Here is a 26043-nt window from a genome sequence, read left to right on the forward strand (position 1 = left end):
GTGAGCAGAATTTTAGCATATCGTTTTTCCGCATTCGGAGATGTTGCGATGACCGTGCCTGTTTTCAGAGAATTTCTGGAACAGAATCCCGGCGTGGAAATTATTATGGTTTCCAGGAAAAATTTTGCGGCGCTGTTTGCAGGAATTTCTAATGTAACTTTTAAAGGGATTGACCTGGATGATTACAAAGGTTTTTTCGGATTGAGAAAACTGAGTAACGAACTGATCCGTGAATTTAATCCGGATTGTATTGCCAATCTCCATGATGTAATCCGAACCAAGGTTTTAGACAGAATATACAGAAGGAAAGGGCTCAAGGTCTTTAAAATTGATAAAGGCAAAGAAGAAAAAGAGCATCTTACGGATATCTGGAATCTGGAAAAGGTACAGCTGAAAAAAACAGTGGAACGTTATGCAGATGTTTTCCGTGAAATGGGTTTCAAAGTTGAACTCTCCCATCAATTAAGGCCGGTTTCGGCGCAAAAATCCGGGATTGGTTTTGCCCCTTTTGCCCAGCATAAAGGGAAAATGCTTCCTTTGGCGAAATCGTATGAACTGGTAAGAATTCTTGCTCAGAAACATACGGTGTATTTCTTTGGAGGAGGTAAAAAAGAAACGGAAACTCTGGAAAAATGGGAAGCAGAGATTCCTAATACAAAAAATCTTGCCGGAAAATTAAATCTTACGGAAGAGCTCAATTATATTGCCGGACTGGAACTGATGATATCTATGGATTCTGCCAATATGCACCTCGCAAGTCTTGTGGGAACCCGATGTATTTCTATCTGGGGAGCTACTCATCCTTACGCCGGATTTCTGGGATTTGGACAAAGTGAGGAAGATGTTGTTCAGGTAAAAGACCTGAGCTGCAGACCATGTTCTGTCTTTGGAGATAAGGAATGTTACAGAGGTGACTGGGCCTGTCTTGAAGAATTTAATATCCAGAAAGTGGTGGACAGGGTTAATTTTTAAAAATTAGCTTTACTATTTCTTCTGCTTTAGCTTTATCGGAGTGACTTGCTTCTAAAATACTCTTTCTTTTTTCATTGTCATGGTAGTTTTTTTCAGCTGAGGTGATAATCTGCTGGCGGATTTGGCTCATATCATCGCCATACAGACATAAATTTGTTAAAACCGGATCATCTGTAATATTCCCGTTAATAATCACGAAACGGCTGTTGTAAAGCGTATTAAAAAGCTTCACCTTGGTTCCTGAATTCTGGTAAGAAATTAAAATATTGGCATGAGCACCTTCCAGAAGACGATAAAGGTTCTCTGTGGTTTGAATAGGAGTGAGGCTGATATTTTCAACTGCTGAGATTTTGTTTTTAATATCTTCACTGGCACGATCGGAGGCAACAATCAGTTGATATTGCGGAAGCGTTTTAAATAAACCGATAGTCTCATTTAATGCTCTTTTATTGTCTGCAGTGGTGAGATCGCCGTGAAAAAGAAAATACTTTCCTTTTGTATCCAATACCTTTACTGATGTATTACCGTGAAAAATGTGAACAAGCTGCGCATTCTCCGAACAGGCTTTTACTTCCTGATATTCTTTCTCCGAAAGACAGAATACGGTTTCAAATTGCTTTAAAAGTTTTTTCTGATATCCGGAATACTTCACAGATTCAATTTTGTAAATAATCTTTTTAAATGGATTCTTCTCAGACACAGAGAGGCCTTTATAATACTCTGATTCGTTATTGTGATGACGGAGGTAGAGTTTGTGATCATTCTCTCTCAAAAACCGTATAATTTGGGTGGTTTGTAAACCCTCAAACAAGATGGGAGCTTTATTCCTGTCCAGATTTTTAATAAGTTCTTCAGATTTTCTGATCGCAGCAGCGAAAGGCGTTGATGAAAAATAAAGCAGAGGATTCTTCTTCTTTTTGTAAAAAAATACATTTTCTGTAATCTCTTTAATTTCTCTGTCAATGGTTGAAGGGATCTTATCTATGAAACAGTGAAGGTGAATTTTTATTCCCAGATCAGATAAGGCCTTGATTTTATAATATACATCAATGATTCCGCCATAAGAAGGAGGGTAGGGATAATTAAATGATATGATGTGGAGCTGCTTCAAATTCGGCTATTCGATGTAGGCAAAGGTAGATAAATATCAGGAAAACTGCAGGAGACATTTAAATACTTAGGGATAAAATAAAAAAATCTCCCAGAAATCTGAGAGATTTTTTGTGGGTCCTGAGGGATTCGAACCCCCGACCCTCTGGGTGTAAACCAGATGCTCTGAACCAACTGAGCTAAGAACCCGAATTTTTTTGAAAGGTTTCGTTTCCTTTTCTGTGGGTCCTGAGGGATTCGAACCCCCGACCCTCTGGGTGTAAACCAGATGCTCTGAACCAACTGAGCTAAGAACCCTCTAGACTTGTTCTCTTGTTTAGAGTGGTGCAAATATACGACTTATTCTTTAATCTCCAAATTTTTTTCCAAAAAATCTCCCACTACAAAGTTGCTTCCGCCGATAAAAATCATTTCTTCATTTGTACATCGTTCTTTTGCAGAGAGATACGCTTCCTGTACAGAATCAAAAATTTTATAAAAAATTTTCGCCTCCTGAAGCAGATTTTCATAATCTTCCGGGTGTCTTCCCCTGTTGATGGATGGTTTTGCAAAATAGAACTCAGAATTTTCGGGAAGTAATTTCATCACATCATCTATTTTTTTGTCGTTCACAAACCCCAAAATAATATGCTTGTGCCTGTCAATCGAATTTAATTGTGAAAAAACATACTCCAAACCTGCCTGATTGTGTCCCGTATCACAAATGGTAAGCGGATGTTGTGAAAATTCAAACCAACGGCCAATAAATCCTGTATTCTGGTGAACATGGAGAAGTCCTTTTTCCAATGCTTCATCAGAAATATTTACTTTAAGTTTCCTTAATTCTTCTACTGCGGCCAATACAATTCTGATATTTTTCTTCTGGTAATTCCCTTTGAGATCAGATTCCAGATCTGTATTGATAAGAGTGGCATCTGTCAAAGGAGCATTTTCTTTCGCTGCTTTCTCCTTAATGATATTTTTTACAGCTTCATTTTCGTCACCGGAAATAATAGGCGTATTGTGTTTAATAATTCCGGCCTTCTCTGATGCAATTTCTTCGATGGTATCTCCAAGAATATTCTGATGATCCAGCTGAACATTGGTAATAGCCGAAATCAAAGGATTAATAATATTGGTAGAATCAAGTCTTCCTCCCAATCCAACTTCAATAATAGCAAAATCTACCTGCTGCTGATAAAAATATTCAAAAGCCATAATGGTGGTAAACTCAAAAAATGAAGGACGGATATCTTCAGGAAGTTTCTTTAATTTTTGAATAAAATCAAAGACAAATTCTTTACTGCAGTTTTTTCCGTTGACCTTAATACGCTCCGTAAAATCAATCAGATGGGGAGAATTGTATAATCCTGTTTTATAACCGGCTTCCTGAAGAACAGATGCCAGCATATTGCTTGAAGAACCTTTTCCATTGGTGCCGCCAATATGAATGCACTTTATTTTATCCTGAGGATTTCCAAAGAAAGCACAAAGCTTTGTTATATTATCAAGTCCAGGTTTATAAGCCTTCTGTCCATCTATCTGATAGTTGGGCATCTGTACGAAAAGCCAGTCGATAGCTTCCTGATATTGTTCATTTGTCATGGTGCAAAATTCCCAAAAGTTTTTTTAAAATAAAATATAATTTTTCAATCTGTAACTTTTTTATATTTAATTCGTCTAATATTGAAAAATCTTAATATGAAATCGCTGTGATTCACAGGTAACAGTACTGATGAAGATGACACGGTTCCATATGACCATTAAAAACAAATAAACATATACATATGAAAAAAGTTTGGATCATCGTTTTTGGATTAGGTTATCTGGGTTTGAGCGCTCAGAAGAAATGGTCCTTAAAAGAATGTGTAAGCTATGCAGTGGAGCATAATCTTCAGGTTATCCAAAATCAGTATAACAAACAAAACCAGGAATATAATCTTAAAGCAGCCCAAAAAGAATATTTACCATCTGTATCGGGGAGTATGACGAATGGGGTGAGTTTCGGGCAAGGGTCATTAGGAGCGGGAAGTTTTAGAAACGACAGATTCAATAACAGTGTTGGCCTGGGAGCCGATATTTTGCTCTATAATAATGGAAGATTAGAGAAAAATGTACGAAAAGCCCAGTTTGATGTAGAAGCAAGCCAATATGACATTGAAACCATTAAAAATGATATCTCCCTTCAGATTGCTCAGCAATATCTGACTGCCTTGTTGAATAAAGAGATCGTTAAAATCTCTCAGAGTGCTGTGGATAATGCCCAGAAACAGTTTGACAGAGCTAAGATCACAACCCAGGTTGGAACAACTGCCCAGACGGTTTTAGCTGAGGCTGAAGCTGCGCTGGCAAGAGAGAAACAAAACCTTAAAACAGCAGAGGTAAACGTTGGTCGTGCCTTGTTTGCCATCGCTCAGCTATTACAGCTTTCAGATTACAAAGGTTTCGATGTGGAAGATGTAAACGTTCCGGAAAAACTTGATTTGCAACTCAATACTGTAGATGAAGTGCTTACAACGGCGTATGAGATACAACCGCAGATCAAAGCAGCCGAAAGCAGGATAAGATCTGCCGAAGCACAAACTGAAGTAACCAAAACAGCATTCTGGCCAACGTTAACAGCAAGTGCGGGTCTTAACACTTTCTATAACAGGCAGTTTGATCCTATGCCAGGTACTGTGCAGGGAACTTTTTTTGAACAATATAAAGATCAGTTCGGGCAAAATGTTGGGTTATCATTGAATATTCCTATCTTCAATAAAGGAAAAACAAAACTTCAGGTAGAACAGTCTAAAATAAATGAAAGTATAGCCAAGAATACGTTAGAACAACAGAAGCAGACGGTAAGACAAAATGTTCAGAAAGCTCAGTTTGATGCTGATGCTAATTATGAAACCTATCTGGCTGCAGTGGAAGCTGAAAAAAGCTCAAAACTGGCTCTTGATTTTGCCGATAAAAGTTATGCTGCCGGAAGAACCACCATCTACGACGTCAATGTGGCGAGAAATAATTATGCAAATGCACAGGGATCAGTAGTGCAGGCAAAATATAATTATCTTTTTAGTCGTAAACTATTGAATTTCTATGCAGGAATTCCATTAAGTTTGTAAAATGCCAATTCAATCATTAGAAAAATACTTACCTCAAAATACACTTAAATATTTAAGAATCTGGTTTGCAGATTACTATATACATATAAAAGTTACAAGAAACAGAAATTCAAAACTGGGAGATTACAGAAAACTTCCGGATAATTCGCATGAAATTACGGTAAATTCAACCCTTACCCCACAACTCTTTTTCTTTGTGCTCACTCACGAGCTCGCACATCTGATTGCTTTCGAAAAATATGGACGGAGAATTTCGCCCCACGGCAACGAATGGAAAGAAACTTTTAGAAATATGCTTCTGGAAAGCCTTGAGGTTTATGATGAAGAGCTCAAACCTATTATTGTAAAATTTTCAAAATCGCCTAAAGCCAATTTCATGGCAAGCCCTGATCTGGTAAGATATTTTCATACTGAGAAACAGGATGATAGTCTTCATTTTATCGAGGAGCTTAAAAAGGGAGAATTCTTTATCTATCGCAACGAAAAGTATTTATTAGAAGGTCTGGTTAAAAAAAACTATCTTTGTAAGAACCTGGCTACTGGAAGGAAGTATTCTTTCAAGCCTTTAGCGAGGGTAGAAAAATGTAGCTAATAATGTTAAAATCAGATAGATATTGCGTTATAATGGCGGGAGGAATCGGGAGCCGGTTCTGGCCGATGAGTACGCAAAAATTTCCAAAACAGTTTCAGGATATTTTAGGAACCGGGCGCACTATGATTCAGCAGACCTATGACAGAATCAGCAAGGTAATTCCTAAAGAGCAGATATTCGTAATTACGAATAAAGAGTATGTTCCTGTTTCCCATCAGCAGCTTCCGGAAATTCCTGAAGAGAATATTGTGGGCGAGCCCTTGATGAAGAATACAGCCGCTTGTAATCTGTATATGGCCAACAAAATTGCTGAGATTAATCCGGATGCAACGATGATTGTATTGCCGGCAGATCATCTGATCCTTAAAGAAGATGTATTTTTGGAGAAAGTGGAGCTGGCATTTGAGCTGGCTTCAAAAAATGATTATCTGGTAACATTAGGGATTACCCCTACAAGGCCTGATACCGGATATGGATATATTCAGTTTGTAGAAAAAAAGGGTTCGGAATATTTTAAAGTGAAAACATTCACAGAAAAGCCTATCCTTGAAATTGCCCAAAGCTTTCTGGAAAGCGGTGATTTCCTTTGGAATGCAGGAATTTTTGTATGGAATGTGAAAAGTATCCATCATGCCTTTGATCTTTATCTTCCAGAAATGATGCAGCATTTTATGGCTTGTGAGTACAACTCAGAAAAAGAAAATAGCTGTATTGAAACCATTTATCCGAAGGTTCAGAAGATTTCTATTGATAACGGAATTTTAGAAAAAGCAAAGAATGTTTATGTGATTCCATCAGATTTGGGATGGAGCGATCTTGGAACATGGACTTCCGTATATGAAAATACAGAAAAAGATAAAGACGGAAACGCGGTAAAACTGAAACATTTACTTGCTTATAATTCAAAAGGAAATATCATCCGTTTAAAGAATAATAACAAGGCCGTAATCATTGATGGTCTTGAAAACTATATTGTTGTAGATACAGATAAGGCACTTCTGATCTGTCCGCGTGCTAATGACCAGCTCATTAAAGACTATGTTCTTGATCTGAAAAACTTTAAGAAAGGCGAGAAGTTCATGTAATATTTGGTATATTTCTGCTGATTTTTAAATTATGAGTAACACTGCAACCCGATTTACAATTCTTACATTTTTACTTCTGGGAATCTTAGGATATTCTCAGGAGAAGAAAAAGTTTTCAAATATACCTTCTGTTTTGCAGCAGATCAACCCAGGAAGCAGAGTAGACTCGTGGGTGCTGATATACAACAGCTACGGTAAAGGTGAAGAAATAAAGACTTCGGGTAAGGTAAATTACACTCCTCAGTTCTCAGGATTCAATCTTTTCCCTAGTGAAGACAGCTTTTATTATATTGCTTACTCAGAAGGAGGTAAAGTAAATTATGTAACAGATGTAGTGGGATTGAAGAAGTTTGTTGACAGAATTGATAATGCTCAGGAGGCTGCGGTTGTATTAGCTGCTGAGGGATATATGGTGGATGAAGAATTCAAGGATCTTGCCGGCAATTACCATGAAGATCAATCGAATTACTATCTGGATCTTGGAAAACTGACCTCAAAGGAATGTCCTTACCAGAAAACACATTATACAGTCACTGTAAATAAATCTACAGGTACTGTAAGCAATGTAAAAGACAATGGAACATATATTGAGCTTTACAATAAAAAATGTGCTAATAACCCAAGATTGTTGAAAATCGAAAAAAAAGAAGAACCCAAGAAAGATGAGTCTAAAAAAACACCCAAACGCAGATAATATCTATGAGACTGAGCGATTAATCCTTCGTCCCATGTCCCGTGAAGATAAAGATTTCGTCTTTGACCTTTATAACAGACCAAAATTCATTCAACATATCGGCAATCGCAATGTTAATTCTGTTGAAGATGCCGAAAATTATATTCTCAACAGATTTGCTCCCCAGATTGAAAGACTTGGATTTGGAAACTATCTTTTAATAACCAAAGAAGGCAATGAAAAAGTAGGGGCAGTAGGAATCTTCGAAAGAGAAGGTCTTGATATCGTGGATATAGGATATTCTCTGCTGGAAGAGTTCGAAGGTAGGGGATATGCCTACGAAGCAGCTCAGAAAGTGAAGTCTATTGGAATGGATGATTTCGGATTAACAAAAATATCAGCCATTATTTCAAAGGATAATATTTCTTCCCAAAAACTGATCGAAAAATTAGGGTTGAGGTTTAAAAAACACGTCATACTTCCAGGCGAAACCGAAGAACTCAACTATTACGAAACCGAATAAAACTTCTAAAAATGCTTTCACAAATAACGTATAGATCGTAAATCGTGTTATTTGTGAAAGCATTTGTGATATTTGTGTTTCAAAAAGAATTAACCTTCCAGAATCTGCTCAGCAGCAGTCTTTGACGTTACTTTTTCAATCACTCTTGTACAGACACCATTTTCATCGAAAATAAAAGTCGTTCTTACAATTCCCATATACGTTTTTCCAAACGTTTTTTTCTCCTGCCATACCCCGAATTTTTCAATGATATCACGGTTTTCATCCGCAATAAGATCATAAGGAAATGCAAATTTACTGTGAAAGTTCTTCTGTTTCTTTACACTGTCACCACTTATTCCCAGTAACTGATATCCTGCTTTTTCAAGCTTGGAATAATTATCACTCAGATTGCAGGCTTCCACGGTACACGTTGGGGTATTCGCTTGCGGGTAGAAGAAAACCACCAGTTTTTTTCCTATTAACTTTGATGAGGTTACCGTTTCTCCGTCTTGATTGAATCCTTCAAATTCAGGTAATTTATCTCCAACTTTCAGCATAATGATTTAATTTTGTTCAAATTTAAGGGTTACATGACAAAAAAACAAAGAGCTGAGCTCGTTCAGATAGAACTGGATAAATTATATCCGACTACACCTATTCCGTTAGATCACACCGATCCGTATACATTAATGGTGGCCGTAGCACTTTCCGCGCAGACCACAGATAAAAAAGTTAACCAGGTTACGCCTGATCTTTTTGCCGTGGCAGGAACTCCACAAAGAATGGCCAGGCTGGAAGAATTTGAAATCAAAGAACTCATCAAAGAAATCGGACTTTCCAATACCAAAGCCAAAAACCTTAAAAGAATGGCAGAACTTCTGCTGGAACGTCATAATGGTATCGTTCCGCAAACTTATGAAGAATTGGAAGCCCTTCCGGGCGTAGGGCATAAAACTGCTTCAGTGGTGATGAGCCAGGGTTTCGGATTTCCTGCTTTTCCGGTAGATACCCACATTCACCGTCTGATGACACAGTGGAAACTTACCTCAGGAAAGAACGTGGTGGAAACAGAGCGCGATGCCAAGAAATTATTCCCTGAAGAAGTATGGAATAAACTTCACCTTCAGATTATTTTCTACGGAAGAGAATATTCTCCGGCAAGAGGAAAAGGAGAGAAAGATTTTATTACAAAAATGTTATTTGAAAAATAGAATTTAACATTATTTAGGATTTTAAGAACTATTTTCAGTTACAAATAGAACAAGAAGAGCACTATTTTATAGTGTTTTTTTTTATCTCATAATTTAAATTCTAAATTTTTTTTTCACCAATAAAGGATATTTGTAAAATTTCACGATAATTCTTTTATTTCATAAAGAAAACTTTATCTGCCTGATTTATAATATCATTTAGAGACAATAGTTTTCTTTTTCGTAATTTTCTTTACTGTAAATTGTTACAGAAGTATTGTATTTCCATAAAAAGAGATATATTTGGCTCAGTACCATGAAGACCAAAATGAAAAAAATTAATCTTTTCGTTTTTTTTATAGTTTTATATTCCTGTGCCTGTAAAGGGCAGGTTCATCGGTTTTATTATGAACTTACCTATAAACCCTCTACCAAAAATAAGACGATAAAGACCGACATATTCTATCTGGACAGTCTTGATAAAAGGTCTGTATTCATTCGAAAAGAAAAGTGGGAATCTGATTCTCTTTTCACAACACAATCCCCAGTTTTATCATTAGGAACAATGAATTTTAAGGTAATAAAAGATCTTGGTAATTCATCAGTTATTCTGAAAGATGATTTATTTATAGGTGTTATTTCCTATAAAGAATATCCTGATCTTCATTGGAAGCTTTTACCGGAAAAAAGAAATACCGGGACTTTTCAAGTACAAAAAGCAGAAGCCAATTATGGAGGAAGACATTGGATAGCATGGTTTACTCAGGATATTCCGGTTTTTGATGGTCCTTATGTTTTTATGGGGCTTCCAGGGTTGATTATAGAGCTGAAAGATGCTAATAATGAATATCAATGGAAATTGAAAGGCAGTAAAAAAAATGTCCGGTCTACATTGCAAACAGAATCAGTAATGGATGAGAGTTTGATGTCAAAAGAAGCCTACATTAAAAATAAAGAAAACTTCATAAATGATCCCTTGCCTGTTTTGATGCAAAGTATGGCAGATGTTAGTAAAAGTCTGGAAATCATGAATAAGATGAATCAACAGGCCGAAGCAATAAAAAAATATCACCGGGAAAACGATAATACCATCGAAAGATAGTATCAACAATTCAACTATAACCATGGAATTAAGAAAAGAAATTAACGCTGTTTTTTTATATCTGAAATCGATTGATGTAAAAATTGATAAGAATGATTACATCTATCAGGTAGAATCGCATCCGGAGACACCTAGTCTTCTGGCTTTTAGTGATGCTCTTGGTTTTTTTGGTATTCCAAATGGTGCCTTTATGGTTGATTTTCAGGATTTTGATCATTTACCGGAAACATTTCTAACCATATTAGATATAGGAAACGGGCATTTGATTTTATCATATATTGAAAAAAAGGAGCAATCGGTTTTATATACAGATCATGAGGGTGTGCAGAAGACTATCTCCATTCCTGAAATGGAGAGTTTGTGGACTGGTGCGGTACTGGCCGCTGAAAATAACGGAGAAATCACAAAACCGTCTAATGTCTTTTACAATAAACTCCTGCCAGCATTCATCTTTTGTGCAGTATTTGTAGTGTTGTATTTTATCGGAGGCTGGTTTATAAGTGGTTTCGGTGCGATTACAATGGTGGGGTTGCTTTTAGCCTTTGAAGCTATAAAAACAGAGCTGGGGCTGGAGTCTGGTTTTTCTGCGCAGTTTTGTGATGGAAATGAGAAGTCAAGCTGCAGCCAGATTATCAACTCTGAAAAAGGAAAAATTGCAGGGTTCAAATTGAGTGATCTAAGTGTTTTTCTTTTTGGGATTCAGCTTTTTTCACTGCTTGTTTTTAATAAGGAGCTTATCAATAATTATTATTTTTTAATTGGTTTTTCTCTGCTGGGATGTATACCATTTACATTATATTCTGTTTATTTTCAGATGAAAGTAGAAAAGAAGTGGTGTCCAATATGTTTGAGTATTATAGGAGTAATCTATGCACAGCTTATCTATTTGTCATTTAACATGACGGAGATACTGAATAATGTACATCTTGACCTCCTAACAGTTTTGCTTTTGTCATCAGTAGTGATCGCTTTTTCCGGAACCTATATTTTTATTAAAAAAGCTTTGATAACCTATGCAGTGCTGAAAAAGGATGCGGAGTTTGACTCAAGATATATAAGGCATTATCCTTACTTTAAAAATATTCTTACAAGCACAGACCCCCTTGTTTTAAAAGCTGAGCCAATCCTGCTGGGAAATCCAAATGCTCCTGTTACAATTACTTTTATTACAAGCCCTTTGTGCGGATACTGTAGAGAAGCGCATGATTTCTTGCAGAGAATTTACAACCAATATAAAAATCAGGTCAACATCAAAATCAGATTTAATATGACAGGAGTCGTAACTGCTGAAGTAGAAGAGATGCTGATCCAGCTCCTGAACATTTATCAAACAAAAGGCGAAGGCAAATTTATTGAAGCTCTTCATGACTGGTATAGTCACAGACAGGCAGAGAAATGGTTGAAAAAATACAGTACAACTCTTGATAACAGAACCTTTCTACTGAATAAACTGGTTTCTGTTTCTTATGAAAATTTACAGAATAACCTGTTTTTCACACCACATTACTTTATCAACGACTATACATATCCTGTAAGACTTAATAAAAAGTATATAGAAGTATTTATGCCGGATCTTATTGAGGACGAATGGAATGAACAGCATGATTCTGTAAAGGAATTGGAGGTTGAATACAGATAAAAGAAGAAAATTATTATAATAATTATACAAAGAGGAAGCCGAAAATCTAAAGAGTAGGCAAACAAATTAAAACAAATTTCTATGAAAAAATTACAAAAGCTGAGCTTAAATGCTATGAAAAACGAAATGAGCAGAAACGAAATGAGAGTTATTAAAGCGGGTTCAGGAGGTGAGCCAGGAACTTGTAACTGTAACTCACAGTACTGCTATATGAATGGTATGAGAGCTATATGTGGCGGTGGATGGCCAGCAAAATGCTGCTAATCAATCAAAAATAACTTATATTTTTTCTGTAATTGCAATTCTGCAATTACAGAATTTTTTTAACCTATGAATACACCAAGTTTAGTTTTAATTACATGCTGGTATGGTAAATATCCATGGTATATGCCCTATTATCTGCATTCTTGTGCTTTTAATCCAAGTGTAGATTTTGTGATTATAACTGATAATACAGAGGAGGTAAAAAACTTACCCTCAAATGTAAAAATAGTCCATAAAAATCTGAAAGATATCATCTGCGATACATCTGATAAACTTGGGTTTCCAATCAACATAGATTATCCTTATAAGCTGTGTGATTTTAAGCCTGCATATGGTTTTATGTTTCCTGAACTTATAGAAGAGTATGACTTCTGGGGGCACTGTGATCTCGATCTTATTTACGGAGATATAAGAGCTTTTTTTACCAATGAATTTCTCGATAGCTATGATTATATAAGTGTAAGAGATGATTATACCACCGGATGCTTTGGTCTGTACAGGAATAATGAACTGATGAATACATTCTTTAAAAGAAGTAAAGACTATAAAAAGGTATTTTCTATGCCGGATCACTTCTGTTTTGATGAATGTAATTTTGTTTGGGACGATCTAGCAGAAGGTATTCCTATTTTCGAAATTGAAACAGAAATTGAAAGTTTTACCCATATCATGAAAAATGCTGAAAGAGAAGGAATTCTCAGAACTCATTTTGATTTTATTCTTATGGAGGGCTATACGGGGAGAGTAAAATTTGATAATGGAAAAGTTATTTATAAAAACAAATATGAGGCAATTATGTTTCATATGTTTTGGCTTAAAAAAGTATACAACCCCGAAAAAGTACCTGCAAAAATCCCCAACAGGTATAATGTAAGCCCCACTAGAATTTATTGGTAATTACTGTACTACTAATTAAAAAATAATAGCATGAAAAAATTACAAAAAATGAGCATGAATGTTATTAAAAATAACATGAACAGAAAGGAAATGAGAGTTATTAAAGCAGGATCGGGCCCAACATCATGTAACTGCCAGGCAGTGATGTGTCTAGTCCATGGGAGTATGGAGGCTTATTGTGGACCTTCAGGAGTGATCTGTTGCTAATCATTTTATGAAAAGAAAAAGAGAGAACCTTATATTGTTCTCTCTTTTTTATTATTTAAAACCAATTGTTTGTACTTTTTTTGATAGATACCAAGGGCAAGATCTGCTGTTTTAAAATAATGTTCAATATTTCCATTAATATTATTCTCTGCAGTAATATCAGAATATCCGAAATCTTTCTGAACGGAGACAAAAGGATATAATACCATTTTATGAGCTGACAGTTGTGATAAAAAGTTATCTGCAGTGTCTTCCGGGCCAAAGTCTGCATTGAGTATATGATCAAAAAAACGACTGTATACCACCATAAACTGGGTACACCAGAAATGATTGATCCAAAACCTGTTTTCTGTAATAGGAACAACAAATCTAAAGCCTCCTCCAATGCCTCCGGCCAGAATATCAGCACCCTGCTCATTAGATTGTATAATATTATTTATAAACGCATCTCTGTCATAATGTTCTGTAAAAACATGGTCATCTTCTACAATGATAATCACATCATCTTCGTTTTCAATAGCAAGAGATACCGTTTTTTTTATGCTTTCCCAGAGGCCTACATTCCCTTTCTCATGCATACATGCCTCTACAATTTGGCAGCCAAATTCCGGTCTGCCTTCAAACTCTTTTAACACACTTTCCCTTCTGTCTTCTCTATGTTTCAGATTGATAATGTAAGTGGGGATCATAATTTCTGAAAAGTTATTATGGCTCATAGCTGTAGTATTTTTTTATTTGGGAAAGTTCATCAAGAAAAACTTCCGGATTGTCATATATATATTGAAAATCAGTGGTGTTTTCGAATGATTGAAGGTTTCCGTCATCTTCAAACTGAGAAATGAATGGATGTATTACAAAGACGTCTTCCAGATGTGATGATAAAAAAACATCAAGAGGCAGCTTAGTATTGAAATTCCTTTGCAAGAAAAGAGAATATGTTTTTTTGAAAATAATCATGAACTGTGATCCCTTGAAACCATCAACCCAGAATATATGATCAGAAACTTCGATCACTTTTTCAAAGCTTAGGAGACCTCCAAGCAATAAATTACCTTCAAGTCTTTTTACCTTTTCAATACATTTTTCAAGATGATCTTGTGAAAAACTAGGACAAAACCGATGTTGAGAGGTTGAAATAATGATATAGTCTTCATCATCACTTTCTTTTATTACCTTTTGTATTCCTTCTGTGAAACTTAAATGTTCATCTGTGACAATAAATTCAGGTGTAAAATTTCTCTCTGTATAATGTTCTAAGGCACCAGAAAATTTTTCAGGATTTGAAGATAAAACAAATATTTTCTTCATAATGATTGGGTTTTCAGGATAAATTAGTTTTAATAAAAATAAATAAATCAGATTAAATGTCCAACAGCCTTCTGTGATAATTAACCTGCCCCAGATGATAGTCCAGATGAGCAAGCAGATGGATCAGAAAATAATCGGTTGTCATGGCACTTTCAAAAACAACCAATGGATATTCTTTTTTCAGGTCTTCATCGGACAATTGGGAAAGTACCGAATCTATCATTGCCGCAGTGGCTTTCACCTTTTCAATAAGTTCCGCTTTGGGAATATCCTTTGACGAAAATTCAAGGTCACGCTGTCTTACGTATCCTGTGTTTCCAAGGTGTGTTCCGATAAAATGATTAAGATTTCCGACCAGATGAAGGGCAAGGTTACCCGCAGAGTTGGCAATGTTTTTATCCGTTTTCCAAAGATTTTCTTCGCTTTGATAGGCTTCCAGTTCCGTTTTTAACTTATTTAAATCTCTGTTGTAAAGAGATCTTAGACTTTCTGTGATCATACCAGTTATTATTGTATTATAGTTTTAAAATATCCTTTAAAGTGTTTGTCAACCAAACTGTCAATATTGCATTTGTAATCTATAAAACCATATATGCTGTCATTTGTGGCGAATTTATGGCTGTTAAGAACTAATTTTTGACTGTAAACTTCAGATTTTATGAATTTTTCTTCCTTTTTTAAGGTTTTAGGATCAATATCTCTGATGTAAAATTGATTATTAAAAACTTTAATCAAAATACCATTTCCAAAATATCCATTATTGTTATTCAATTTGATAGTAAGAGAGTCATTCAGGTATTGAGCTTTACATTTATAATCATTGAATAAAAACGTTCCCTTACGAAAGCCATCCGAATAACTTGCAGTTTGAACAATATGTGCTGTTCTTGTTTTGCTTTCAACAACTTCACTATTATAAAGCTTCAGTTCCGGATATTTTGAGAGAACTAGAATACTATCATGGTTAGGTAAGCTACTATCAACAGTAAAATTTCCAAAATTCTGCTCTTTTTGACAACTCAAAGCCATCAATAAAATACCTGAAAAAAACAAAAATAGTTTCATATGAAACTATTTTTGTTTTTGAGCCCAAAGCTCCATTTTTCTGTTCAGAACGTCCAGCGGAAGACATCCCTGGCTTAAAACTTCATCATGGAAGCTTGCCAGATTGAATTTGTTTCCCAGTTCTTTCTGATATTTTTCTCTCAGCTCACGGATTCTTAAAGACCCTATTTTGTAGCCTAAGGCCTGACCCGGCATCGCCATATATCTTTCTACTTCTGCAGTGGCCGATGCTTCATCATAAGAAATGTTGCTTAAGAAATATCTGATCGCTTCTTCTCTTGACATTTTTCCGGTATGAAGTCCCGTATCTACTACAAGTCTTACTGCTCTCAGCATCTGATCGCTTAAATATCCCATCTTCTGGTAAGGATCAGTATATAAACCGAATTCAGGACCTAATGTTTCACAATAATGAGCCCATCCTTCACCATATGCTCCCAACCATCCGAATCTCATGAATTTAGGAAGCCTTGTATTTTCCTGCTGAAGAGAAACCTGATAGTGATGCCCCGGAATCGCCTCATGAAGGAAAAGAGATTCCATTCCCGAAGTAACATTAAATTTGGTAGGATCAGGAAGCGGAACATAAAATATACCTGCTCTTTTTCCATCCGGAGTTCCCGGCATATATTCTGCGCTGGCACTTGCCTCTCTGAATTTCTCCGTCTGTCTGATCTCAAACTTTGTTTTTGGCGTTACATTAAACATTGTTTTCAGCTTCGGAGTTATTTTAGTTAAGATCCCGTTGAATGCATTTAAAACTTCCTTAGATGTTTTAAAAGTCATTGCCTTTGGATCCGTCTTAACAAAAGTGATAAATTCTTCCAGAGATCCGGTAAAGCCTACCTGCTGTTTTACTTTCTCCATTTCTGCGCGAAGCATTGCAACCTGTTGAAGCCCGATCTTATTGATCTCTTCAGGTGATTTCTTTGTGGTAGTCCAGCTTTTTACATAATAGTTGTAGATCTCATTGCCGTTAGGAAGGCTGTTGTATCCGTCTGTATCCCTTGCTTTTGGCAGGTATTCTTTTTCTAAAAATGTTCCCATTTTAGTATAAGCCGGGATGATTTTTTTCGTAATAGCATCTTTGTAAAGTGCTGAGAATTTTTCTTTCTGAGCCTCTGTAAAGTTTTTAGGGAAATTTTTAATAGGTCCGTAGAAAATATTCTTTTCCATATCGGAAGTAGTGATTTCCTCAGCTCTCATCTGAGGAATCATTTTGATAACCAGTTTTTTAGGAAGCACTATTTTATTGTTGATTCCCTCACGGAAGTTGTCCGCAGCAGCATTCATCCACTCCGGAAATTTTTCCATTCTTTTCAGCCAGTCACTATAGTCCTTTTCGGTTTTAAAAGGCTGATTGCCCTGTCCGCTTCCATACAGTGGAAAAGTAAGTGGCAGCCCTCCAAACTGAGTGAAAGGAATATATTCCGGATGATAGGCATAGGCCTCAATTTTATCTTTTAAAGTATAATCCAAAACATCATATACCACTTTATCCTCATCAGAAAGACTTTTGTAATCTACATGTTCCAGCTGTTTCTGTACAGAATTGTAGAATGTTACTTCTCCTGAGATAAAATCTTTATCAATATTGATAGGAAGCTGGTCGTTATATCTTGTATCTCCCTGTGCTGTAGCATCTAAGGGGTATAGCTTAAGATATTGCTCATAATAGTTCGAAGCGATAGAATCCAGGTTGCTGGGTGTCACTTTTGTAAGGGGAGAATCCGATTTTTTGCAGGAAGCAAGACCGATCATCAACCCTAATCCCAGAATACTTTTTGATAAAATGTTTTTCATTTCACAATCTTTATGAAAACAAAAGTAAGTATTATTGGGATATTCATGCTTATGGTATGCATTGATTTTAAAAAATTATTTTCAAAATCCTTTTAACTTTGAATCAATTTTTTATCTTTGTCTAAAACGTTTAACAATCATATTATTACAGCTCTTTTTTAAGAAAAAATGAAAGGGATTTTAAAAATTTACCATCCGGACGAAACGCTAAAATACAATATCAGAAATACTTATTGTAAGGCCGTTTACAGCAACCAGCAACATTTTTTAGAGGTTGAAGTGATTACGGATGACAGTTTGGATCACGTGGACGATGATTCATTACAGTACAACTTTCCGCAGCTTTCACTTGAAGTTTTTGATTTTCCTATCGAATCGGCGGAAATAGAAGGGAAGACCATCATCATCAATGACTCTGATGAAGAAACCTATACAGAAGTAGATCTTTTTGATGACGAAGATGCCTATATCTATGATAATGAGCTTCTTTTTGAAAAAAACGAAGAAGGGGAGCTTCAGGTTATCTGGAAAGGAACTATTGATGACTTCTATACCGGATCAGATACACCGATCCCTTTTAGATTAAAATGCGAATTTAAACAAGATGATATTGAGGTAGAAGAAGACTAACCGAGCTTCTGCCTTTTTAACTGTAGATTTCTTTTCAAATTATTTTTTGGAAAGAAATTTGCTGTTTGTAAAATTGTAACAAATTTTAAGTTGTTTTTAAGCAATTTTTAAGAGTTCAATTCATAATATTCTCCTACATTTGTCGTTGAAATTTAATAAAATTTACATTTAATGCTGTTAACGGAACTTTCTCAGATTTTATTCGCACAAATCACTACCCCTGCAGTTGCTGCAGACAACTTGGAGTTCTCATTCTGGAAAATTATGTTCCATGGAGGAGCTTTCGCTAAAATAGTGATGGTCACTGTATTACTATTGGGAGTGTTTTCTCTATACCTGTTTTTTGAAAGGTTTTTCTTTATCAAAAGGCTGACATCGAAAACAGATTCCAACTTCATGAACAATATCGAAGACTTCATCAAGGCTGGAAAAATAGAGGCAGCAGCAGATTACTGCAAAACCCAGAACTCTCCGGAAGGAAGAATTTTAGAAAAAGGAATTTCAAGATTAGGACGTCCCGTTTCTGATATTGTAAGTGCTATGGAATCACAGGCACAGGTAGAGGTTGCCAATATGGAAAAAAACCTGAACCTTTTGGCTGTCGTACCGAGTATCGCACCAATGCTGGGACTTCTCGGAACAGTAATCGGGATGATTATTGCTTTCTTTAATCTATCTCATGCAACAGGGTCATTCTCTCCGAAAACACTTTCAGAAGGTATTTATACCGCTTTAGGGCAGACCGCTGTAGGTTTGGCTGTAGCGATTCCTGCCAACTTCTGTTATAATATTCTACTGACAAGAATTGATAAATTTGTCCTGAAAGCCCAGAATATGTCAGGAGAATTTTTAGACCTTATCAACAAACCTTTATAAATCTTTCTTACGATGAAAATTCAAAGAAGAAATAAAGCGAATCCGGAATTCAGTTTAGCAGCGATGACAGACGTTATCCTGTTGATGCTGATTTTCTTTATGATTACCTCTTCGGCGGCCAATCAAAGTGCCATCGATGTGAATCTTCCGAAAGCCGGGGCAGTTGATGATAATATTCCCAATCCTTTAACGGTAAGCATCAAGCCGGACGGTTCATTTTTTGTAGATGATAATCCTGCCAATAAAGGAGAATTGGAGCAAATTATTGTAGATAAATTAGCCAGCCAGACCAATAAATCATTTACGATCAGAGCTGATGAAAACACATTGCATAAAGATGTTGTTTTTGTGATGGAAATTGCTGAGAAACATAAATTTAATATTGCTATTGCAACCGTTAAAGACAAATAACATATCCGGATTTCCGGAAAGAATTACGTTTTAAGATGAAAAGCTATACAGCAAACAGAAACGAAGAAAATAAAGACAGAGTAAAGAGCGCATTGCTTTCTATTCTCATCTGGGCTGCTATTCTGCTTTTTGTTTTTTTGTATAAATTAAAACCTGAACTGGATAAAGATCCTGAAGTGGTTACTACCATGCTGGTTAATTTTGGTGATAACAGAAATGGAAAGGGAATTGAAGAACCTGCCGAACAGCCGGGAAGCCTTGCCGCTGCAACTGAAGAAGTGGCACCCGAGCCTGCAGAAACTCCGGTTCCGGAAACAAAAACAGTTATAAAACCAGAACCAGTACCAACTCCGGAGCCAAAGAAAACAGAGGTTAAAGAGAAGGTTATTACAGGAAACAATTCAAAAACAACCGTTCCTAAAAAAGAGGAATCCAAAAAAGCTGAGAAAAAAGAAGCAACCAGCACAAGTGCTTCTAAAAATACTAAAAAATCCGGAGCGACCACTGCCAATTCAAAAACAGGAAATGGTGACGGAAAAGGAACCGCAGCGATAGGCAACCTGATTAAAGGCAGAGGAACTAAAGCCGGAAGCCAGGGAACCGGTGATGGTATCGGAAATGCGGGAGATCCTTTAGGCGGTGATGGAAACGGTGACAGTAAAGTAGGAATCGACAGAAAATTGGTTGGTTATATTCCGGGAACAATGGGAAGAGGCGGAGCGCAGCCCTCACACAGTTGTACGGCAAGCGGATCGATTACCATTGCTTACACCGTAGATAAAGCGGGAAATGTAGTGTCCGCAAGAAGAGCCGGCGGGATTTCGGATCCTTGTGTCTCATCCACATCTGTGGCCTGGGTTAAGAAATATGTAAAAGCAGAAAAAGCCAATACATCTTCAACCGGAACTTACAAAATTACCTTCTAAAAATACAAAAGCACTTTATTCAAGTGCTTTTTTCAATTCATTTATTCTGTTGATGACCGGAAGGGCAAAAATACCACTGGTCTGAAGATAAAGCTCGTAGAATGTCTTTGCTTTATCCTGAAAATCTTTGTTCTGATCATGTCTGCTGTTGAAATAAAATAGATTTCCAAGCATTTCATAATAATCTTTGTGATCTCTTTCCTGTCTTTCATTCACAATCGCGATCATTTCTTCCTTGGTTTTAGAAGCAACCTCTGTGAAGTTCATTTTGAAAATATCTCTCATCAACGTATCAAAATCCAGTTCTTTCTGCATTAAACTTTTTTCAGGTTTGTCGAGAATCAATTTTTCTAATGCCTGAGTTAATTGGCGGATGAGTCTTAATGTGAATTCTTTATCTGTGATCATAATGGATTTAAAGTTTTAAGTTTAATGTTTAAAGTTAATAGCATCTGCTCAACCTGCAGATTTCATTAAGCAAAGAATAAGTAAGCTAATGCAATGGCAGTGATAACGCCGACTAAATCGGCCATAAGCATGGCAATTACCGTGTATCTTGTATTCTTAACGGCTACGGCGCCAAAATATACTGCAATCACGTAGAACGTCGTATCTGAGCTTCCCTGAAGCACTGCGGCTAATTTCCCCTGGAAACTATCAGCTCCGAATGTTGTCATCGTATCTACCATCATTCCTCTGGCTCCTGAACCGGATAAAGGTTTGATCAATGCAGTTGGAAGTCCATCCACAAATCTCGGGTCCATATTGGCAATATTGGCTACCCACTTCATTCCGTCAATGATGACATCAAATACACCGGAAGTTCTTAATAACGAAATCGCAATTAACATCCCAACGAGATAAGGAATAATTTTAACACAAGTTGTAAAACCTTCTTTTGCCCCTTCAATAAAGGCATCAAAAACGTTGATCTTTTTATAAACGGCTCCTAATACAATCGCAAGGAAGATAAAGAGAATCAGACCATTGCTTAATACTTTACTGAAATCATCCAGTTCATCTTTACTCAATTGTACAAGATACAGTACCAAAAGGGCAATAATAGCCGAAATTCCGCCTACATAAGCGATTACTACCGGACGGAGAAGATTGATTTTCTGGTATAAAGAAACAATAATCATCGCAGCTAGTGTAGCGGCAAAAGTGGCAATCATACATGGCAGGAAAATATCTGTAGGGGTTTTTGATCCCATAGAGGCTCTGATGGCAATAATCGAGACCGGGATCAATGTCATCCCTCCGGCATGAAGACACAGAAACATAATCTGTGAATTGCTGGCGGTATCTTTATTGGGATTTAAGGTCTGAAGGCTTTCCATGGCTTTTAAACCAAAAGGGGTTGCTGCATTATCCAATCCCAGAAGATTGGCGCTGAAGTTCATCAGCATATGCCCGAATGCAGGGTGATTTTTAGGAATATCAGGAAATAACTTAGAGAAAAACGGCTGAATCAAACGGCTTAGAAGATTGATGCCACCTGCTTTTTCAGCAATGCTCATGAATCCCATAAATAAAGTCATGATTCCGATAAGACCAAGACAGATCTTTACGGCTGTTTCTGAAGTTCCAATAACTCCATCGGCTTCCTGAACACGATAAACATTTACATTTTGTTTTAAAGAATCAGTTTTATAATGAATTCTGCTGTCTGCAAAATCATTCTTTTTCATCAGGCTGTCTCTTACAATAGGAGAGAGGCTGCTCACAGGTTGTGATGCAATCTTCACTGTATCACCTCCTTTTCCCACCACCATATCATTGAAAATGGTTTTGTAGTTACCTGACGAAACGTATTTTATACTGGCAATGGCAATGGCAATGATAATGAAAGCCGACCAAATTCTGCTGAGAACCATCTGATTGATTTAATTGTTTAAACTTATCAAAAATACTTTAAACCACAAAAATAACTAAAGTCTTTTGTTATTCTGTTGCCAAAGAGAAATAATGATGGCTTCTAATCTTAAAGTGTATTGTTAACGCAATGCACGCAAAGGTTTTTAATGATGAAGTTTGATTTTTCGTTCGCAAAGGCGTTCGCCCTAAGCAAAGGCATTGATTTAAGTAATATTGCTGAATGAAATGCCCTTGCGGACGGAAATATGCATAAAGTTTTTAAATTTTCCTTGCGATCCTCAGCGTTTAAGATAAGATGATTTATTTACTCCTTCAGGTAAACAAGGTGTCCTTCAAAATCATCATCCAGATTTTTCAGAACCTTAGCTTCATCCATTTTTTTGATTAATGCATCTACAAAGAAGCTTTTTTCAAAAAACTGGCGGTGAATTCCCGGTAAAATTTCCATGAAATAATCCATTCCGATTTTGTTGTTATGGAGATCCATTTTGGTTTCCAAAGGCTCATTCGGGAAAAGCTCTTCATGCATATCTGTTATTCTTTTGCAGAAATCAAGTGCTTTTTTCGGAGAAGAAATTTTACAGCAGTACATCATAATGAAGCAGCACCAAAGCGCATGTCTGAATGCGTTTCCAATTCCATTGTTGGAGGCTGTATCAGGAAATTTTTTCTGTGCAATGGTAAACGCTTTTACTGTTGCATAAAAACTCAGTAAAGCGAAAAGAGGATGGGGAAGAACAAGTGATAAAAGACGGATAATCTTTTTAAAACTCATGCTTCTGATGGTATTGAAAAATATCTTAAAAGTCCTCATAAATAAAAATCTCTCCCTAATTAGAGAGAGATTGTATTGTTTTTGTTACAGATGCTATGCTTTTACAGTTAATAAATTAACTGTTTTGGCAACAGTATCCTGAATTTCAGTTCTTTTTACGATGAAATCTACAAATCCTTTTTCCTGTAAGAATTCTGATGTCTGGAATCCTTCCGGTAGATCTCTACCAATCGTTTCACGGATTACTCTTGGTCCTGCGAAACCAATCAGTGCTCCCGGTTCTGCCATGATGATATCAGCGGTCATTGCGAAAGAAGCAGTGATTCCTCCGAATGTAGGGTCGCAAAGGTAAGCGATGTATAAAAGTCCAGCTTCAGAAAGCTGAGCTAATTTAGCCTGAACTTTTGCAAGCTGCATCAAAGAGTAAGTCGCTTCCTGCATTCTTGCTCCTCCGGACTGACAGATAATCATATACGGAAGTTTGTGTGCAATACAGTAATCTACTGCTCTTCTGATCTTTTCTCCCATTACAGAACCCAAAGATCCACCGATGAAAGCAAAATCCATACATGAAACTACCATTTCAGTTCCTTTTACAGTTCCTACAGCGTTTCTGATAGAGTCTGTAAGCTTTGTTTTAGCTTTTACTTCTTTCAGACGGTCTTTATAAGACTTTGTATCTTTGAAATTTAAGATATCAATACTTTCAACATTGGCATCCAGTTCGGTAAATTTACCACCGTCAAAAAGGATGTCAAAAAATTCTGCACTTCCTATTCTTACATGAAATCCGTCTTCAGGAGAAACATAGTTATTTCTCTTTAGTTCATCATGTTCCACTACTTTTCCGGATGGAGTCTGATGCCAAAGGCCTTTGGGAACGTCTTTTTTCTCATCAGTAGAAGTGGTAATGTTTTTTGCTTTTCTTTTAAACCAGTCGAATGCCATTTTTGCTTGTATTAATGTATAAATGTAAAATGTACCAATGTAAATGCATTTCTATGAATACTTTTTTACATTGGTACAAATGTACAGTTCTTATTTTAAAGTATCTATGTTATTTAAATCTTCAAATGCTTTCACCAATCTTGCAGAGAATGTGTCCTCACCTTTTCTTACCCAAACTCTTGGGTCATAGAATTTTTTGTTAGGTTTTTCTTCTCCTTCAGGGTTTCCGATCTGAGCTCTTAAATAATCAATATTGTTTACCATATAATCTCTGATACCTTCTGTGTATGCAAACTGAAGGTCAGTATCAATGTTCATTTTGATAACTCCGTAGTCGATAGCCTCTCTGATCTCCTCTAAAGTAGATCCTGAACCTCCATGGAATACAAAGTTGATAGGTTTTGCCGCTGTTCCGAATTTTTCCTGAACATATTTCTGAGAATTGTCAAGGATTTTCGGCGTAAGAACTACGTTACCTGGTTTGTAAACTCCGTGTACGTTACCGAAAGCAGCAGCGATTGTGAAGTTATCAGAAATAGCTTTTAATTTTTCATAAGTATACGCTACATCTTCAGGCTGAGTATATAATTTTGAGTTATCAACATCTGAGTTGTCAACACCATCTTCTTCACCTCCTGTTACCCCGATTTCTACTTCAAGAGTCATCTGAAGCTTAGCCATTCTTTCGAAATATTTAGCAGAAATTTCAAGGTTTTCTTCTAAAGACTCTTCAGAAAGGTCCAACATGTGAGAAGAGTAAAGAGATTTTCCTGTTTGCTTGAAGAATTCTTCGTTAGCATCCATCAATCCGTCGATCCAGGGAAGTAATTTCTTTGCACAGTGGTCTGTGTGTAGAATTACAGTTGCTCCGTAAGCTTCTGCAAGCGTATGAATATGTTTTGCTCCAGCGATAGCTCCTAAGATCGCAGACTTCTGTCCGTCATTGCTTAATCCTTTCCCTGCATTGAAAGAAGCTCCACCATTTGAAAACTGAATAATTACAGGAGCGTTTAATTTCGCTGCAGTTTCCATCGTAGCGTTTATGTTGCTTGATCCAATTACGTTTACTGCAGGTAATGCAAATTTGTTTTCTTTAGCATACTGAAAGATATCAGTAACTAACTGACCTGTGGCAACTCCTGCCGGAAAAATTCTGCTCATGTTTTACTTTTTATTATAAATTTATTAGGTGTTTTAATTTCGTGTAAAGGTAATCATTTTTAAGAAATTACTAGTTTCTTTTATCTCTGCCCCAAAGGAGCTTCTGACGGATGGTTTCATAGAAACTCAAACTGTTGGGCTGCACCAGAAGAAGCTGGAATTTTGCCTTTTTAATGATGATTTCCTTGTCGGTTTCTATGTGTATCAATCGGGAGTCTAAAGAAAGAGAGTATTGTGGTACACGGCTTTCCACCCTGAATTTTATTTCTACTTTATCATTCACAACCAACGGCCTCACATTCAGATTGTGAGGAGCAATAGGAGTAATGACAAAATTTTCGTTATTGGGAGAAATGATAGGGCCTCCGCAGCTCAGAGAGTAGGCGGTAGAACCTGTAGGTGTTGAAATGATCACTCCGTCACCCCAGAATACATTCAAAAACTCGTCATTGATATAAGAGTCAACGGTAATCATGGAGGTTGTTTCTTTTCGGGAAACGGTAACGTCGTTTAGTGCGTAAGGAAAAACTCCCTCCAGTTTTGGAGAAACCACTTCAATTACGGAACGGCGGCTTGTTTTTACATTTCCTTTTAAGATGGAATCCAGTTCCTTAAAGGCTTCTTCTTTCGTGAAAAAAGCTAAAAATCCAAGTCTTCCTGTATTCACTCCTACCACCGGAATTTCAAGATCTTCAATAAATGTCAGAGAGTTTACAATGGTTCCGTCTCCACCAAAAGTGAAAAACAGATCCACTTCCTTATCTAGAAGATCCTGTTTGGAATTGAAAGTTTCGAATATTTTTGAAAACTGAAGTGCTTCAGCCATTTCATCATACAGAACAGATTTTACATCTCTTGCTTCAAGTTCAGAGATAAACTTACTTAAATATAGAAAAGTATCAAGATCCTTTTTCTGAGAATATATGGCTGCCTTCAT

Annotated in this window: 29 protein-coding genes and 2 tRNA genes; 15 read left to right on the plus strand and 16 right to left on the minus strand. The window is 36.5% G+C overall.

The window, feature by feature from the left end; genetic code table 11:
• Entirely contained in the window at window positions 1–972 is a 972-nt protein-coding gene (locus DEU40_RS05950) for a glycosyltransferase family 9 protein (RefSeq protein WP_228406451.1), read from the plus strand.
• Here the strand turns inward: DEU40_RS05950 and DEU40_RS05955 are convergent.
• The 4 genes from DEU40_RS05955 to DEU40_RS05970 all read right to left on the minus strand — a co-directional run bounded on the left by DEU40_RS05955 (window position 962) and on the right by DEU40_RS05970 (window position 3666).
• Complete coding sequence (locus DEU40_RS05955; protein ID WP_110008990.1) at window positions 962–2083, minus strand: glycosyltransferase; 1122 nt, start codon at window positions 2081–2083, stop codon at window positions 962–964. The two genes, DEU40_RS05950 and DEU40_RS05955, sit on opposite strands and share 11 nt — an antisense overlap.
• 113 nt (window positions 2084–2196) lie before the next feature.
• A tRNA-Val gene (locus DEU40_RS05960) sits at window positions 2197–2271 on the minus strand.
• A 33-nt stretch (window positions 2272–2304) separates the two neighbouring features.
• Window positions 2305–2379 (minus strand) — tRNA-Val (locus DEU40_RS05965).
• Between the two features lie 42 nt (window positions 2380–2421).
• Complete coding sequence (locus tag DEU40_RS05970) at window positions 2422–3666, minus strand: bifunctional folylpolyglutamate synthase/dihydrofolate synthase (RefSeq protein ID WP_110008991.1); 1245 nt, start codon at window positions 3664–3666, stop codon at window positions 2422–2424.
• A gap of 182 nt (window positions 3667–3848) precedes the next feature.
• Between DEU40_RS05970 and DEU40_RS05975 the strand changes: the two genes are divergently transcribed.
• Genes DEU40_RS05975 through DEU40_RS05995 form a run of 5 tightly spaced genes read left to right on the plus strand, consistent with a single transcriptional unit; the run spans window position 3849 to window position 8044 of the window.
• A complete protein-coding gene (locus DEU40_RS05975) occupies window positions 3849–5171 on the plus strand; it encodes a TolC family protein (protein WP_110008992.1) in 1323 nt (440 codons plus the stop codon).
• A 1-nt stretch (window position 5172) separates the two neighbouring features.
• Complete coding sequence (locus DEU40_RS05980; RefSeq protein WP_110008993.1) at window positions 5173–5763, plus strand: SprT-like domain-containing protein; 591 nt, start codon at window positions 5173–5175, stop codon at window positions 5761–5763.
• Window positions 5764–5765: 2 nt separating this feature from the next.
• Window positions 5766–6848 (plus strand): mannose-1-phosphate guanylyltransferase, encoded by a 1083-nt coding sequence (locus tag DEU40_RS05985; protein ID WP_228406452.1) that lies wholly within the window; start codon window positions 5766–5768, stop codon window positions 6846–6848.
• Window positions 6849–6879: 31 nt separating this feature from the next.
• Window positions 6880–7542 carry a hypothetical protein gene (locus DEU40_RS05990; RefSeq protein WP_110008995.1) on the plus strand — a complete coding sequence of 221 codons (663 nt, stop codon included), beginning with the start codon at window positions 6880–6882 and terminating at the stop codon, window positions 7540–7542.
• Entirely contained in the window at window positions 7511–8044 is a 534-nt protein-coding gene (locus DEU40_RS05995) for a GNAT family N-acetyltransferase (protein WP_110008996.1), read from the plus strand. The genes DEU40_RS05990 and DEU40_RS05995 overlap by 32 nt, the downstream gene beginning before the upstream one ends.
• Before the next feature lie 89 nt (window positions 8045–8133).
• Here DEU40_RS05995 and bcp read toward each other — a convergent pair whose 3' ends face one another.
• Window positions 8134–8583, minus strand: a complete 450-nt coding sequence (gene bcp / locus DEU40_RS06000; RefSeq protein WP_110008997.1) for a thioredoxin-dependent thiol peroxidase — start codon at window positions 8581–8583, stop codon at window positions 8134–8136.
• Window positions 8584–8616: 33 nt separating this feature from the next.
• On the opposite strand from bcp, the gene DEU40_RS06005 reads away from it, so the two are divergent.
• The 5 genes from DEU40_RS06005 (at window position 8617) to DEU40_RS06025 (ending at window position 13118) form a co-directional block, all read left to right on the plus strand.
• Complete coding sequence (locus DEU40_RS06005; RefSeq protein ID WP_110008998.1) at window positions 8617–9237, plus strand: endonuclease III domain-containing protein; 621 nt, start codon at window positions 8617–8619, stop codon at window positions 9235–9237.
• A 307-nt stretch (window positions 9238–9544) separates the two neighbouring features.
• The gene (locus DEU40_RS06010) at window positions 9545–10318 is read left to right on the plus strand and encodes a GLPGLI family protein (protein WP_181397936.1); all 774 of its coding nucleotides are present in this window, start codon (window positions 9545–9547) and stop codon (window positions 10316–10318) included.
• Window positions 10319–10340: 22 nt separating this feature from the next.
• The gene (locus DEU40_RS06015) at window positions 10341–11957 is read left to right on the plus strand and encodes a vitamin K epoxide reductase family protein (protein WP_110009000.1); all 1617 of its coding nucleotides are present in this window, start codon (window positions 10341–10343) and stop codon (window positions 11955–11957) included.
• An 81-nt stretch (window positions 11958–12038) separates the two neighbouring features.
• Window positions 12039–12221: a TIGR04149 family rSAM-modified RiPP gene (locus DEU40_RS06020; RefSeq protein ID WP_110009001.1), complete on the plus strand. Its 183-nt coding sequence runs from the start codon at window positions 12039–12041 to the stop codon at window positions 12219–12221.
• 66 nt (window positions 12222–12287) lie between these two features.
• Window positions 12288–13118 (plus strand): DUF6625 family protein, encoded by an 831-nt coding sequence (locus DEU40_RS06025; protein WP_110009002.1) that lies wholly within the window; start codon window positions 12288–12290, stop codon window positions 13116–13118.
• Between the two features lie 236 nt (window positions 13119–13354).
• Here DEU40_RS06025 and DEU40_RS06030 read toward each other — a convergent pair whose 3' ends face one another.
• Genes DEU40_RS06030 through DEU40_RS06050 form a run of 5 tightly spaced genes read right to left on the minus strand, consistent with a single transcriptional unit; the run spans window position 13355 to window position 17501 of the window.
• The gene (locus tag DEU40_RS06030) at window positions 13355–14041 is read right to left on the minus strand and encodes a glycosyl transferase (RefSeq protein ID WP_110009003.1); all 687 of its coding nucleotides are present in this window, start codon (window positions 14039–14041) and stop codon (window positions 13355–13357) included.
• Window positions 14031–14633, minus strand: a complete 603-nt coding sequence (locus DEU40_RS06035; protein ID WP_110009004.1) for a hypothetical protein — start codon at window positions 14631–14633, stop codon at window positions 14031–14033. Before DEU40_RS06035 ends, DEU40_RS06030 begins: the two co-directional genes overlap by 11 nt.
• A 52-nt stretch (window positions 14634–14685) precedes the next feature.
• Window positions 14686–15132: a DinB family protein gene (locus DEU40_RS06040; protein ID WP_110009005.1), complete on the minus strand. Its 447-nt coding sequence runs from the start codon at window positions 15130–15132 to the stop codon at window positions 14686–14688.
• Between the two features lie 8 nt (window positions 15133–15140).
• The gene (locus tag DEU40_RS06045) at window positions 15141–15698 is read right to left on the minus strand and encodes a hypothetical protein (protein ID WP_146207829.1); all 558 of its coding nucleotides are present in this window, start codon (window positions 15696–15698) and stop codon (window positions 15141–15143) included.
• A 6-nt stretch (window positions 15699–15704) separates the two neighbouring features.
• Window positions 15705–17501 carry a DUF885 domain-containing protein gene (locus tag DEU40_RS06050; RefSeq protein ID WP_110009007.1) on the minus strand — a complete coding sequence of 599 codons (1797 nt, stop codon included), beginning with the start codon at window positions 17499–17501 and terminating at the stop codon, window positions 15705–15707.
• 168 nt (window positions 17502–17669) lie between these two features.
• Between DEU40_RS06050 and DEU40_RS06055 the strand changes: the two genes are divergently transcribed.
• The 4 genes from DEU40_RS06055 (at window position 17670) to DEU40_RS06070 (ending at window position 20344) form a co-directional block, all read left to right on the plus strand.
• Window positions 17670–18131 (plus strand): hypothetical protein, encoded by a 462-nt coding sequence (locus DEU40_RS06055; protein ID WP_110009008.1) that lies wholly within the window; start codon window positions 17670–17672, stop codon window positions 18129–18131.
• A gap of 171 nt (window positions 18132–18302) precedes the next feature.
• Window positions 18303–19007, plus strand: a complete 705-nt coding sequence (locus tag DEU40_RS06060; RefSeq protein WP_110009009.1) for a MotA/TolQ/ExbB proton channel family protein — start codon at window positions 18303–18305, stop codon at window positions 19005–19007.
• A 12-nt stretch (window positions 19008–19019) separates the two neighbouring features.
• Window positions 19020–19418, plus strand: coding sequence for an ExbD/TolR family protein (locus DEU40_RS06065; RefSeq protein WP_062672905.1), 399 nt, complete (start codon window positions 19020–19022; stop codon window positions 19416–19418).
• Window positions 19419–19453: 35 nt separating this feature from the next.
• A complete protein-coding gene (locus DEU40_RS06070) occupies window positions 19454–20344 on the plus strand; it encodes a ferric siderophore ABC transporter substrate-binding protein (RefSeq protein WP_110009010.1) in 891 nt (296 codons plus the stop codon).
• A gap of 15 nt (window positions 20345–20359) precedes the next feature.
• Here the strand turns inward: DEU40_RS06070 and DEU40_RS06075 are convergent, their stop codons facing one another.
• The 6 genes from DEU40_RS06075 to DEU40_RS06100 all read right to left on the minus strand — a co-directional run bounded on the left by DEU40_RS06075 (window position 20360) and on the right by DEU40_RS06100 (window position 26043).
• A complete protein-coding gene (locus tag DEU40_RS06075; RefSeq protein WP_110009011.1) occupies window positions 20360–20752 on the minus strand; it encodes a hypothetical protein in 393 nt (130 codons plus the stop codon).
• Window positions 20753–20817: 65 nt separating this feature from the next.
• Window positions 20818–22221 carry a nucleoside recognition domain-containing protein gene (locus DEU40_RS06080; RefSeq protein WP_110009012.1) on the minus strand — a complete coding sequence of 468 codons (1404 nt, stop codon included), beginning with the start codon at window positions 22219–22221 and terminating at the stop codon, window positions 20818–20820.
• A 305-nt stretch (window positions 22222–22526) separates the two neighbouring features.
• Window positions 22527–23036, minus strand: a complete 510-nt coding sequence (locus DEU40_RS06085) for a DUF6973 domain-containing protein (RefSeq protein WP_110009013.1) — start codon at window positions 23034–23036, stop codon at window positions 22527–22529.
• A gap of 54 nt (window positions 23037–23090) precedes the next feature.
• Window positions 23091–23945, minus strand: a complete 855-nt coding sequence (gene accD / locus DEU40_RS06090; protein WP_110009014.1) for an acetyl-CoA carboxylase, carboxyltransferase subunit beta — start codon at window positions 23943–23945, stop codon at window positions 23091–23093.
• 90 nt (window positions 23946–24035) lie between these two features.
• Window positions 24036–25106, minus strand: coding sequence for a class II fructose-bisphosphate aldolase (gene fbaA / locus DEU40_RS06095; protein ID WP_110009015.1), 1071 nt, complete (start codon window positions 25104–25106; stop codon window positions 24036–24038).
• Window positions 25107–25176: 70 nt separating this feature from the next.
• Window positions 25177–26043 carry an NAD kinase gene (locus tag DEU40_RS06100; protein WP_110009016.1) on the minus strand — a complete coding sequence of 289 codons (867 nt, stop codon included), beginning with the start codon at window positions 26041–26043 and terminating at the stop codon, window positions 25177–25179.

Source organism: Chryseobacterium sp. AG844, from assembly GCF_003182335.1.
In the GTDB taxonomy this organism is placed as follows: Bacteria; Bacteroidota; Bacteroidia; order Flavobacteriales; family Weeksellaceae; genus Chryseobacterium; species Chryseobacterium cupriresistens.

Coding starts and splice junctions, on each gene's coding strand:
- DEU40_RS06100 (WP_110009016.1), bottom strand. CDS start 26,043: ATGAAGGCAGCCATATATTCTCAGAAAAAGGATCTTGATACTTTTCTA.
- DEU40_RS05975 (WP_110008992.1), top strand. CDS start 3,849: ATGAAAAAAGTTTGGATCATCGTTTTTGGATTAGGTTATCTGGGTTTG.
- DEU40_RS06040 (WP_110009005.1), bottom strand. CDS start 15,132: ATGATCACAGAAAGTCTAAGATCTCTTTACAACAGAGATTTAAATAAG.
- DEU40_RS06085 (WP_110009013.1), bottom strand. CDS start 23,036: ATGAGGACTTTTAAGATATTTTTCAATACCATCAGAAGCATGAGTTTT.
- accD (WP_110009014.1), bottom strand. CDS start 23,945: ATGGCATTCGACTGGTTTAAAAGAAAAGCAAAAAACATTACCACTTCT.
- fbaA (WP_110009015.1), bottom strand. CDS start 25,106: ATGAGCAGAATTTTTCCGGCAGGAGTTGCCACAGGTCAGTTAGTTACT.
- DEU40_RS06065 (WP_062672905.1), top strand. CDS start 19,020: ATGAAAATTCAAAGAAGAAATAAAGCGAATCCGGAATTCAGTTTAGCA.
- DEU40_RS05985 (WP_228406452.1), top strand. CDS start 5,766: ATGTTAAAATCAGATAGATATTGCGTTATAATGGCGGGAGGAATCGGG.
- DEU40_RS05980 (WP_110008993.1), top strand. CDS start 5,173: ATGCCAATTCAATCATTAGAAAAATACTTACCTCAAAATACACTTAAA.
- DEU40_RS06080 (WP_110009012.1), bottom strand. CDS start 22,221: ATGGTTCTCAGCAGAATTTGGTCGGCTTTCATTATCATTGCCATTGCC.
- DEU40_RS05970 (WP_110008991.1), bottom strand. CDS start 3,666: ATGACAAATGAACAATATCAGGAAGCTATCGACTGGCTTTTCGTACAG.
- bcp (WP_110008997.1), bottom strand. CDS start 8,583: ATGCTGAAAGTTGGAGATAAATTACCTGAATTTGAAGGATTCAATCAA.
- DEU40_RS05990 (WP_110008995.1), top strand. CDS start 6,880: ATGAGTAACACTGCAACCCGATTTACAATTCTTACATTTTTACTTCTG.
- DEU40_RS06075 (WP_110009011.1), bottom strand. CDS start 20,752: ATGATCACAGATAAAGAATTCACATTAAGACTCATCCGCCAATTAACT.
- DEU40_RS05995 (WP_110008996.1), top strand. CDS start 7,511: ATGAGTCTAAAAAAACACCCAAACGCAGATAATATCTATGAGACTGAG.
- DEU40_RS06020 (WP_110009001.1), top strand. CDS start 12,039: ATGAAAAAATTACAAAAGCTGAGCTTAAATGCTATGAAAAACGAAATG.
- DEU40_RS06055 (WP_110009008.1), top strand. CDS start 17,670: ATGAAAGGGATTTTAAAAATTTACCATCCGGACGAAACGCTAAAATAC.
- DEU40_RS06015 (WP_110009000.1), top strand. CDS start 10,341: ATGGAATTAAGAAAAGAAATTAACGCTGTTTTTTTATATCTGAAATCG.
- DEU40_RS06070 (WP_110009010.1), top strand. CDS start 19,454: ATGAAAAGCTATACAGCAAACAGAAACGAAGAAAATAAAGACAGAGTA.
- DEU40_RS06005 (WP_110008998.1), top strand. CDS start 8,617: ATGACAAAAAAACAAAGAGCTGAGCTCGTTCAGATAGAACTGGATAAA.
- DEU40_RS06050 (WP_110009007.1), bottom strand. CDS start 17,501: ATGAAAAACATTTTATCAAAAAGTATTCTGGGATTAGGGTTGATGATC.
- DEU40_RS06030 (WP_110009003.1), bottom strand. CDS start 14,041: ATGAGCCATAATAACTTTTCAGAAATTATGATCCCCACTTACATTATC.
- DEU40_RS06010 (WP_181397936.1), top strand. CDS start 9,545: ATGAAAAAAATTAATCTTTTCGTTTTTTTTATAGTTTTATATTCCTGT.
- DEU40_RS06045 (WP_146207829.1), bottom strand. CDS start 15,698: ATGAAACTATTTTTGTTTTTTTCAGGTATTTTATTGATGGCTTTGAGT.
- DEU40_RS06060 (WP_110009009.1), top strand. CDS start 18,303: ATGCTGTTAACGGAACTTTCTCAGATTTTATTCGCACAAATCACTACC.
- DEU40_RS06035 (WP_110009004.1), bottom strand. CDS start 14,633: ATGAAGAAAATATTTGTTTTATCTTCAAATCCTGAAAAATTTTCTGGT.
- DEU40_RS06025 (WP_110009002.1), top strand. CDS start 12,288: ATGAATACACCAAGTTTAGTTTTAATTACATGCTGGTATGGTAAATAT.